At 72.7% G+C, this 10,892-nt stretch carries 5 protein-coding genes and 1 pseudogene; 1 reads left to right on the top strand and 5 read right to left on the bottom strand.

Annotation, left to right across the window (positions count from 1 at the left end):
• Nucleotides 1–178: 178 nt before the first annotated feature.
• From AC5WRT_RS28525 to AC5WRT_RS28505, 5 genes and pseudogenes are all read right to left on the bottom strand, one after another.
• Nucleotides 179–3,040 carry an NHLP bacteriocin export ABC transporter permease/ATPase subunit gene (locus AC5WRT_RS28525; protein ID WP_496097087.1) on the bottom strand — a complete coding sequence of 954 codons (2,862 nt, stop codon included), beginning with the start codon at nucleotides 3,038–3,040 and terminating at the stop codon, nucleotides 179–181.
• Nucleotide 3,041: 1 nt separating this feature from the next.
• Complete coding sequence (locus tag AC5WRT_RS28520) at nucleotides 3,042–5,261, bottom strand: NHLP family bacteriocin export ABC transporter peptidase/permease/ATPase subunit (protein ID WP_496097086.1); 2,220 nt, start codon at nucleotides 5,259–5,261, stop codon at nucleotides 3,042–3,044.
• Nucleotides 5,258–6,064 (bottom strand): hypothetical protein, encoded by an 807-nt coding sequence (locus AC5WRT_RS28515; protein ID WP_496097085.1) that lies wholly within the window; start codon nucleotides 6,062–6,064, stop codon nucleotides 5,258–5,260. Before AC5WRT_RS28515 ends, AC5WRT_RS28520 begins: the two co-directional genes overlap by 4 nt.
• A 99-nt stretch (nucleotides 6,065–6,163) precedes the next feature.
• Nucleotides 6,164–6,379, bottom strand: a complete 216-nt coding sequence (locus AC5WRT_RS28510) for a type A2 lantipeptide (protein ID WP_360148670.1) — start codon at nucleotides 6,377–6,379, stop codon at nucleotides 6,164–6,166.
• A gap of 457 nt (nucleotides 6,380–6,836) precedes the next feature.
• Nucleotides 6,837–7,246 (bottom strand): annotated as a pseudogene (locus AC5WRT_RS28505) (PaaI family thioesterase); the annotation flags it as partial.
• A 181-nt stretch (nucleotides 7,247–7,427) separates the two neighbouring features.
• Here AC5WRT_RS28505 and AC5WRT_RS28500 point away from each other — a divergent pair.
• Nucleotides 7,428–8,828 (top strand): S1 family peptidase, encoded by a 1,401-nt coding sequence (locus AC5WRT_RS28500; protein WP_496100740.1) that lies wholly within the window; start codon nucleotides 7,428–7,430, stop codon nucleotides 8,826–8,828.
• The last annotated feature ends 2,064 nt before the right edge of the window (nucleotides 8,829–10,892 follow it).

The following is a 10,892-nucleotide window of genomic DNA, read 5'->3' as shown; positions in this document are numbered from 1 at the left end:
TAGAGGGCGTGTTTCGAAAGTCCCGTCTGGTCCGCGACGCCTGGCACGGCACCTCGCCGCGTTGTCGGGACCGTCCACGTATGCCCGGTACGAGGACGACCCTCCGCCTTGCGATGCACCGCACCAGACGCCGCGGACCCCGCCCTCCGGGCGGACGACGCTACTTTCGAAACATGCCTTAGGCCATCTGGCGGCGCACCAGCTCGTGCAGCCGGCCCGTGGAGTCGGCGAGCAGGTCGGCCGGTGCGCCCTGCTGGACGACCTTGCCGTCCTCCATCACGATCACCCGGTCGGCGTCCAGGACCGTCGACAGGCGGTGCGCGATGACGATGCGGGTGGCGTTCAGCTTGCGGGTGCTGTCGATGACGATGCGCTGGGTGTCGTTGTCCAGGGCGCTGGTGGCCTCGTCGAAGAACAGGATGCGCGGGCGGCGGATCAGCGCCTGGGCGATCATCAGCCGCTGCCGCTGCCCGCCGGAGATCGCGCCGTTCCCGGCCACGATCGTGTGCAGGCCCATCGGCATCCGCTTGATGTCCTCCGCGAGCCCCGCCATCTCGGCCGCCGCCATCGCCTCCTCCGGCGTGTACGGCTCGGTGCCGCAGATGACGTCCAGGAGGGAGCCGGTGAAGGGCTGCGCGTGCTGGAGCACCACCCCGCACTGGCGGCGCACCGCCGACTGATCCAGCGCCGCCAGGTCCTGGCCGTCGTACAGGACGCTGCCGGAGACCGGCTTGTCGAATCCGATGAGGAGCCGAAGCAGGGTGGACTTGCCGCAGCCGCTCGGGCCGACGACCGCCACGAACTCGCCCGCCCGGACGGCGAAGGACACGTCGTCCAGGACGAGCGGGCCGTCGTCGGCGTACCGGAAGGAGAGCCGGCGGGCCTCGATCGCGCCGGACAGCGGCCCCGGCCGGGTGCTGGACGTGCGCACCTCGGGGGCCGCCTCGAAGACCGGCTTGATCTCCTCGAACAGCGGCAGCGCGGCCACCGCCGACACGAAGGAGCCGGTCAGCTGGGCGACCGAGGTCAGCACCATGGTCACCGAGGTGTTGAAGGTCAGGAAGTCGGACGCCGACATCGCGCCCTTCGCCGGGCCCGCGAGCAGCATGAACATCAGCAGCGTGCACACCGGCAGGTAGATCCCGCCGAGGACGGTGGTGAGGTTCTTGATCCGGCCGACCTTCTGCTGCAGCTCCCGGCTGCGCGCGAACTCCCGCGCCCAGGCGGCGTAGGCGTAGTTCTCGGCCGCCGCGACCCGCAGCTTGGGCAGGCCGCGCAGGGTCTGGAACGCCTGGTTGTTCAGCTTGTTGCCGAGCACCGTCAGCTTCCGCTGCCAGCGCACCTGCCAGAGCCCGAGCCCCAGGAACACCGCCGCGATCACGACGAGCATGCCGAGCGCCGCCAGGGCCATCGACGGGCTGTACCAGAACAGCAGGCCCAGGTTCATCGCGCCGACCGTCACCGACTGCGCGACCACCGGGCCGACGCCCGCCAGCAGCCGGCGCATCGCGCTGATGCCCATCGCCGCGCTGGCCAGCTCGCCGGTGGAGCGCTGGGTGAAGAACCGGGTCGGCAGCCGGAGCAGCCTGTCCCAGACGGCGGGCTGGAGCGCGGCCTCGATCCGGCCCTCCAGACGCAGGATGGACAGGTTCTCCAGCAGCGTGAACGCCGCCGCGACCACCCCGCTCACCATCACCGCGAGGCACACCTGCACGATCAGGCCGGTCTGCGCCCTCGGCACGTACTCGCCGAGCACCTTGCCCGTCGCGACCGGCACCAACGCGCCGATCGCCACCGTCACGACGCCGGCGAGGAGCAGGCCGAGGAGGTCGCCGCGGGTGCCCTGGAGACTGAACCGCAGCAGACCGAGCGGCGTGAGCGCCTTGTCGGGCAGCGGTCGGTAGAACATCACCGCGCGCGGCTCGAACTCCTCCGCGTTCGCCTTCTCGATCGGCGTCTCGCGGCCCGTTCCTGGATGGACGGCCACATAGCCGCCGCGCCGCCACAGCAGCGCGACCGGCGCCCCGGACAGCGCCCGGTGGCCGACCAGCGGGCCCACGTTCTCCCGCCACCAGCGCCCCTTGAGCCGAACGGCCCTGGTGCGCACCCGGGAAGCGAGCGCCACCCGCTCGATCGGGTCGAGGCGTTCGCTCTCGGTGCCGCTCTGCGCGGGCTCGGCGAGCGTGATCCGGGCCGCCTCGGCGACCAGCTTGCAGGCCGCGTACCCGGCGTCGGCGTCGGCGGACGTGGTCCGGCGGGCCGAGCGCTTGCCGATGGACGCCAGCAGTGTCTGGTCGGCCTGGGCGCGCACGGCCTCACCGGCCTTGATGCCGGCGGCCGTACGGGTCTCGTGGGTGCGCTCCAGCTGCTCGATCCACCGGTCCAGCGCGGTCAGCAACCGGTACTGCTGGTCCACCATGGACTGCCACAGCGCCGGGTCCATCAGCAGATCGGCGGCGGCCTCCGCGCCGTACAGCGAGCCGTACTGGACGCTGCCGGGCGGCACCTGCATCCAGAACACGTCGTCGTCGTCCCCCACGCTCGAACGGGCTCCCGTGGGACCACCCCCGTGGGTGGCGGGCCGCTCCTCGGCCATCGGCGCCTGGAACAGCACGGACAGGCCGCGGCCGACGCCGAGCGCGACCGCGTACTCCAGCGGGCTGGTCGCGGGCGGGACGTACTGCGGGTTGCCGTACTCGTCGTACGACCAGGTCTGGGTGTTGGCCGGCTGGTACAGCTCGCGCAGGTTGATCCGGTGCACCACGCAGTCCCGGACCGGACGGGCCACCAGGGTGTGCTGGGGCCCGGCGACCGGGCCGAGCAACAGCGTGCCCGGCTCCAGCCGGCCCAGGTGGTGCCAGTGGCCCTGCTGCACGGCGTCCACCGCGAACAGGTCCAGGGCGCCGGCCGCGACCAGCCACAGCACCTGCGGGCCCTCCAGGTCCACGCGGTTGAAGCCGGCGCAGTCGACGCGGGTGCCCATGGATCCCAGCGCACCGAGCACGAGGTCGCCCTGGTGTCCCTCCTGAACGGTCGTCATCTCATCGCTCCCTGACCAGCGCGGCGTACGCGCCGCCGCGCGCCACCAGCTCCTCGTGCCGTCCGCGCTCCACGACCGTGCCGTGCTGGAGCACCACGATCTCGTCGCTGTCGCGGACCGTGCTGAGCCGGTGCGCGATCACCACGCAGGCGCAGCCGCGCCGGCGCAGGTTGTCCATCACGACCAGCTCGGTCTCCGCGTCCAGCGCGCTGGTCACCTCGTCGAGGACGAGGATGCTCGGCCGGCGCACCAAGGCCCGTGCGATCTCCAGCCGTTGTCGCTGGCCGCCGGAGAAGTTGTGGCCGTCCTGCTCGACCTTGCTGTGGATGCCGCCGGGCCGGCGCATCACCACGTCGTACAGGGCCGCGTCCTTCAGCGCCTCCACCACGGCCTCGTCCGGGATCGACGGGTCCCACAGCGCCACGTTGTCGCGGACGGTGCCCTCGAAGAGGAAGACGTCCTGGTCGACGAAGGAGACGGAGGCGGCGAGCGCGCCGCGCGGGACGTCCTCCAGCCGGCGGCCGTCGATGCGGATCACCCCGTCCCACGGCGTGTACAGGCCCGAGATCAGCCGGGACACCGTGGACTTGCCGCTGCCGGAGCCGCCGACCAGCGCCACCTGCTGCCCCGGTCCCACGCTCAGGTCGAAGCCGCTGAGCAGCGGCTTGTCGAGCGGACTGTAACCGAAGGTGATGTTCTCCAGCTCGACGTGCCCATGCAGCCGCCGGGTGGAGTCGGCGCCGCCCGGGCGGGCGTAGAGCGGGTCGGCCTGGAAGTTCTCCACGTCCTTCAGCCGGGCCACGTCGGCGGCGAAGTCCTGGATGCGGCCCGCCACGCCGTTGAGCCGGGTCAGCGGCGCGGTGAAGCGGGTCACCAGCGACTGGAAGGCGACCAGCAGACCCACCGAGATGTGTCCCTCGACCGCGCGCAGGCCGCCGATCCACAGGATCAGCGCGCTGTTGAAGGTGGCGAGCGTCGGCGCGACCACGCCGAGCCAGGCGCTCGGCACCCCGAGCCGCTGCTGCTCCTCCAGGGTGGTGGCGTGCTGCCCGGCCCACTTGCGGAAGTAGCCGTCCTCACCGCCGGTCGCCTTCATCGTCTCGATCAGCTGAAGACCGGTGTACGAGGTGTTGGTGAGCCGTGCGGTGTCCGCGCGCAGTTTCGCCGTACGGGTCGCGCGCAGCCGGACCACGAGCCGCATGGCGACCACGTTGAGCAGGGCCACACCGATGCCGACGAACGTCAGCTGCGGGTCGTAGGTGTAGAGCAGCACGGCGTACAGCACGACGACGATCGCGTCCACACCGGCCGCCGCGAGGTCGCGGGCCAGGGTCTCGGCGACCTGGTCGTTGGACTGCAGCCGCTGCACCAGGTCGGCGGGGGAGCGCTGGGCGAAGAAGGTCACCGGCAGTCGCAGCAGATGGCGCAGGAAGCGGGCGCTGGAGAGGGTGGAGGAGATGATCCGGCCGTGCAGCAGGTTGGCCTGCTGCAGCCAGGTCAGCACCAGCGTGAGCAGGACGCAGGTGCCCATCGAGGCGAACAGCACACCCAGCAGCGAGGTCCGGCCGCCGATGAGGAACGTGTCGATGTAGGTGCGGCTGAGCGCGGGCACGGCGGCGCCGACCGCGACCAGCAGCAGGCTGGCCAGGACGGCGGCGGGCAGGGTGCCCGCGGTGCCGCGCAGCCGGGCCGGCATCGCGCCGAGCACGCCCGCCTTGCGGCCGCCCCTCGTGAAGCCGTCGCCCGGCTCCATCGCCAGCACCACACCGGTGAAGCTGCCGTCGAACTCCTCCATGGGCACGAACCGGCGGCCCTTGGCGGGGTCGTTGACGTACACGCCGCGGCGGCCGAAGCGGCGGCCCATGCCGTCGTAGACGACGTAGTGGTTGAACTCCCAGAACAGGATGGCAGGCGCCGTCACCTCGGCGAGCGCGGCCAGGTCCATCTGCATGCCCTTGGCGGTCAGGCCGTAACCGCGCGCCGCCTTGAGCAGGTTGGAGGCGCGTGAGCCGTCGCGGGAGACACCGCAGGCGATGCGCAGCTCCTCCAGCGGGACGTGCCGGCCGTAGTGCGCGAGGACCATCGCGAGGGAGGCGGCGCCGCACTCGACGGCCTCCATCTGGAGCACGGTGGGCGTACGGACCGTTCCGCCACGGGATCTGGGGACCGGCCGCTTGGCCGGGGCGGCGCGCCTGCGGCCGCGTTCCTGGGTGGCGGTCACGGGAGCAGCCAATCGATGGGGTGCTGGTCGGCCAGCTTCACGGAACCGGAGGCGAGCGTCATGGAGTCGAGCCGGAACGGCGGCCCGTCCGTGGTGGACCAGCGGTATCCGCTCTTGGTGGTCGCCGACGTGTCGAGGGCGACCAGGACGGCCACCGGGCGGCCCTTGCGGGTGAACTGCTCGCCGAGCTGGCTGTCGCCGAGGAAGGCGGAGATCGACTGGGCGGACTGCGCCGTGCGGTCCACCGACTTCACCTCGCCGCGCAGCACGCCGTACGTCTGCGTCGGCACCGAGGACACGGTGAGGTCGACGGAGGCGTGCGCCGGGATGTCGGCGGCGTTCTCGGCGGGGACGTACACGGTCGCGTACAGCGGGTCGGAGGCGTGGGCGACCTTCTCCACGGCGGCCACGTTCGTGCCGGTCTGGATGATCTGCCCGATGGTGGCGGCGAGCGTGGTGACCCGGCCCGCGGCGACCGTGCGGACCACCGCGTCGCCCTGCTGCGTACGGACCTTGAGGACCGGCGCGTTCGCGGGCAGCCGCTCGCCCTGCCGGGCCAGGACGGCTGTCACCTGGCCGGACACCGGGCTCTGCAGCACATAACTGCCCTGCCCGTGGGTGAGGACGGCCGGGGCGCTCACCGTGGAGGCGACCGAACCGGTCACCGCCCACACCGAGGCGGCCGCCATCGCGACGACGGTGACGCCGAGGGCGAGCCACCCCTGGGGGCGGGCCAGCCGCACCGGAAGGTCCAGCTCTTCGGGTGACTGGAGCTTGGCGAGGGCCTGTTGGCGGAACTGCACGGAACTTCCCTCACCTGTGGAGAGACGCGGGTGTTTCAGGGCATCCGAGAGTCCCGGAGCCGGCGAACGGCTCCGGGACTTCGGTGCGACGAGGTGCGATCAGAGACCGGCGACCAGGTCGGTGACCGGCTGCACGTTCAGACCGGTGACACCCTCGACGGTGCCGACGACTGTGTTCACGGCACCTGAAACCGGGGCGACGCCGTTCACGGCGCCCGTGACGGTGTTCAGGGTGTTCAGGGACAGACCGCCGGAGACGTTGTCCAGCTCGGCGTCCGAGATCTCGACGGTCTCGACCTGGGGGGTGGAGTTCATGATGGAACTTCCCTTCCTGATGGCTAATTCACAAGGGGGAGCGGCCCCCTCTGGGGACAGACGGACGGCCGCGACCGCGAGCGCCGGGCCTCCGTCTCCGGGAGCCCGCCGTGAACCCCCGCGGTGCGATGGATCAAAGCACGCACGCGGGGCGCGCTTCCAATCAATCAGGGCTCTCACCAGGGCACTTGGCCGACGACGGGGTACATCCGTGCAGGTCTGCGCACGACATGTCGGCGACTCCTTCACATGCCGCACGGCATCGTCGCGTACCCGCTCTTGCCCGGCCGGTGGCGAATCCGGCACTCCGCGCCAAAGGCACGGGAGGGGGCGCGCGGATGTGCAGATCCGCCGTCGGCGGTGATCCGCTTGGGTATTCGATGTGCAGATTCCCTGAAGGGGAGGTTCCGGTACGCGCCCGGAACACGCTGTCACTGATCGGTGGCGGACCGTGTCGGCCCAGGATCGCGTACACCGTGCTCGCCCGGGCGGCGAGCGCCCCCGAGCGGGCGTCGCTCGGGGTGACGTCAGCGAACGCCGTCCGCCGGCCGAGTTTCGTCAGGACCGCTTCGATCCGGACATCCGCACCGGTCACGGCCGCTGGAAAGACGTCGACTGCTGAACCGTCGTCATCGGCACGAAGCTGCCCCCCGCCGCGGACACCGCGATCACCGTCGCCGTGTCCGCGGCCGCCGTCAGCGCCTGGCCCGAAAGACCCCCGCCCTCCCGGGCCGGCCGCTCGCCCCAGGGCAGTCGCAGCACGGCCCGGTCCTCGGCCACCGCCTCGACGACCAGCCCGAGATCGAGCACCCAGGGAGCGAAGTGCGCGGCGAGGATCCTGTCGGCCCCGGCCGGGGTCGGCGTCATGGGGCAAGAGTTCCCGGCCGCCCGCCGCGAGGCGCGGGCATGGCCGATTCATCCGCCCGATACGGCCGTGGGGAAACGGAATTGAACGCACCGCACGGCCGGTGCGTACGTACGGCCATCCAGGCGCCCCGATACGCACTGCCCGCGAGCGGCAGCCCCCGTACCCAGGAGGTCGAGAAGTTTGAGTCACAAGCGAATGCCCAAGCGCAAGGCCGCGATAGCGGTGGGCGGTGTCGCGGCGCTCGGAGCGGCGGCCCTCCTGCTTCCGCACGCCAACGCCTCGCAGGACAAGAGCCAGGTGGCGGGCGGCTCCGCGAAGACCATGAAGGCCACTCAGGCCTCCGGCCTCGCCGCCCAGTTGCAGAAGACACTCGGTGACGCCTTCGCCGGGTCCTACTTCGACAGCGGCAGGCAGCAGCTCGTCGTCAACGTGGCCGACGGCGACAACAGCGCGGTCCAGCAGGCGAAGAACGCGGGCGCGGTCGTCCGGCAGGTGAAGAACAGCACTCGCGACCTCAAGGCCGCCGCCACCACGCTGAAGACCAAGGCGACCATCCCGGGCACCTCCTGGGCCGTGGACCCGCGCACCGACAAGATCCTCGTCACCGCCGACTCCACCGTCACCGGCGCCAAATGGAACAGACTGCAGTCGGCCGTCCAGGGCCTCGGCTCCGGCATGGCCACGCTGAAGAAGTCCGCCGGCGCCTTCAAGACCTTCGTCTCGGGCGGCGACGCCATCTTCGCGCAGACCCAGCAGGGCGGCGTCCGCTGCTCCCTCGGCTTCAACGTCACCGCCTCCGACGGCAGCCCCGCCTTCCTGACGGCCGGTCACTGCGGCGTCGCCGCCAAGCAGTGGTCGGACTCGCAGAACGGCCAGCCCGTCGCCACCGTCGACCAGGCCAAGTTCCCCGGCAACGACTTCTCGCTCGTCAAGTACGACGACCCCGCCACCCAGGCGCCCAGCGAGGTCAACACCGGCAACGGCCAGACCGTCCAGATCACCCAGGCCGCCGACGCCACCGTCGGCGAGACCGTGTTCCGGATGGGCTCCACCACCGGACTGCACGACGGCCAGGTCACCGGCCTGGACGCCACGGTGAACTTCCAGAGCGAGACGAACCCCGGCGGTGTCGACACCGTCAACGGCCTCATCCAGACCAACGTGTGCGCCGAGCCCGGCGACAGCGGCGGCTCCCTGTTCACCCAGGACGGCAGCGCGGTCGGGCTCACCTCGGGCGGCAGCGGCGACTGCACCAGTGGCGGCGAGACCTTCTTCCAGCCGGTCACCGCCGCCCTCCAGGCCACCGGTGCCACCCTCGGCAGCGGCGCGGGCGGCCAGTCCGGCTCCGCCGCCCCGTCGGCCTCGGCGGGCGACCAGTCCGGCTCCGCCGCCCCGTCGGCCTCGGCGGGCGACCAGTCCGGTGCCGGTGACCAGTCGGGCGCGAGCGGCCAGTCGGGCTCCGCCGACCCGTCCGCCTCCGCGAGCGACCAGTCGGGCGGCAGCGACCAGTCGGGCAGCGGCAGCGACCCGTCCGGGGCCGGGTCCGCGGACGACGGGTCGTCGCTGACCAGTACGCGCTGAGCCCTTCCCCGTCCCGGGCCGCCGCCCCTCGACTCCCCGTCGGCCTCACCCGCGGTTCCGCCGACGGGGAACGGTCCGGCCCTCCGGCGGGAGGGCCGGACCGTCCGGACCGCTGTCCCGTCCGGACCGCCGCACGTCAGGCCTCCTGCCGCACCCGCAGCAGCGGTACCGCCGCGTCGTCCACCCGCCCCGGGCCGCCGCGCCGTGCCGGACCACCTCGTGCGCCGGCTGCTCCAGCGGCCGGTCGCCGATCTCCGGCAGCGGCCCGTGGAGACCGGCCTGCGCGTCCTCGCCGTCGCTGACGGGCGTCCCCACGGGACCGTCGGTGTCCCGGACGAGTGCCGAGCCTCGAGCGAGGGGCACGTCGGTCGGGTACGCCGCGGCCGGGCCGATCCCCAGCAGCGGCCGCCGCAAAGGTCCGGCACCGCACCCGTCCGTCCGGCCGCCTCGGCAGCGGCGGCGGATGCCCCGCACGCGCCCTCACGGCCGTTCCCCGCGCCGGGCCGGCGTAGACGGCCGTCGAACAGCACGGTGCCGGGGCGGCACACCAGCCGGCGGGTACTGCGCATCACCTCGTGCGACGCCCGGCCGTGGTGTACGCCCGCACCCCGGTGCGAACCCCGGTGCGGATCTGCCCCGCAGGGCCCGGCGGGCGCGCTGCAGCCGCGGCGCCGGCCCCTCGCAGGCCGCCCGCAGATGGCCGCGCTCCCTGTCGGTCACGTCCGGCGGAGGCCGCCCGGTCGCCACGGCCGGCCCGACCCGCGCGAGCGGACAGGCAGCACCACCGCGACGCGTGATGGCAGTGGGCCCTCTCCTTCCTCGCCGCCCACCCGCACCGGCCGCCGCCCACGCGCCGCACGGGCTGCCGGGACCGGTGCGGACCGCCCGACCCGCGCTGCCACGGCGTCGCGAACACCCGCGGCACGCCCGCGTGCGCGACGGTCTCCAGGATCTGCTCCGGGCATGAGCAGGTTGACGGCGCCGCAGTGCGCGTGCACCTCCTGCGCCGTGGACACCAACGTGGACGGCACGGGACGGGCGCCCGGTGTCCTGCCGGCCGCCGGAGCCGGTTCTCACCCGCCGGACACGCCGACCACCGCCTCGTACGACCGTGTCGCGCGTCCTGGGGACAGGATCCCCCGCGGGCGCGTGGCGTACGGCGAGAACCCGGCCCCGCTCCGTCGTCCTCGATCCGGGGGGTGCCGTCGCATACCCCGTTCGCGCATGTGCATGCCCCGACAGCGGAAGCGCGGGCGGAGTACAGGTGCCTCGTGTGCGCCCCCGCGCCTCCCGATGGCCGACATGTTTCGCAGCCGGCACCGGTTCTCCGCCATCCGGCCGTCCGGTGGCGCGCCGGAGCCGGGCCGCCGTTCCGGCCGGGCGGCCGCGCCGGGCGGCCCTGATGCCGCCTCGGGGAGCGGCGATGCCCGGCGCGGTCTCCACTGTGCCGTCCGGCGCCGGCGGCTTTTTCGTCATCGCAGGTCGGAAGCGGGATCGGCGACGCGGTGGGCCTCGCTGCGCGCGGTCGCCCGAAGGGCTTCGTGGGCGGGGCCGTCGGGCGGACCGGGACGCGGTGGCGGGTTTTTCACCGAGCGCGGGTTTGTGGCCGGCCCGCAGGGGCACACGCGGGGGCGGGAATCCGGCCGGAGTTCCTCCGCGTCCATCCCTACCGTCCCCCGGACGGTACGGTGACGCAAATGAGTCGCCCGGGCACACGCCGTTCACCTTGCGGGGGGTTGCGATCGGATGACTCACCCTGAAGACTGTGGCCGCGTTCCGTGGAAACGAAGGTGTGAATGGGAGCGTTTCCTGCCGATCGCCGGGTGAAACCGGTCGGGTAGGCGTATTCTTTCACGCCTCGAACGGCTGAACCAAGTCGTTGTTTCCAGCAGGGGCCGGCAGGGATTCCGCGTGCACACCGCGCGGGAGGTATCGCCAAGGGGGAGAGGTGTCGGACTGGTCCGCAGGAGAACAGGGCGCAGACCGGGGTCGCGGCAGGCCGTGGACCCGCCACGCCTTTCACCGCACGTGCTGAGGCGTTCCCACTGACGACCGCCCCGGCCG

The sequence above is a fragment of the Streptomyces sp. NTD91 genome (genome assembly GCF_059510455.1).
This window is presented reverse-complemented; position numbering and strand designations above follow the sequence as displayed.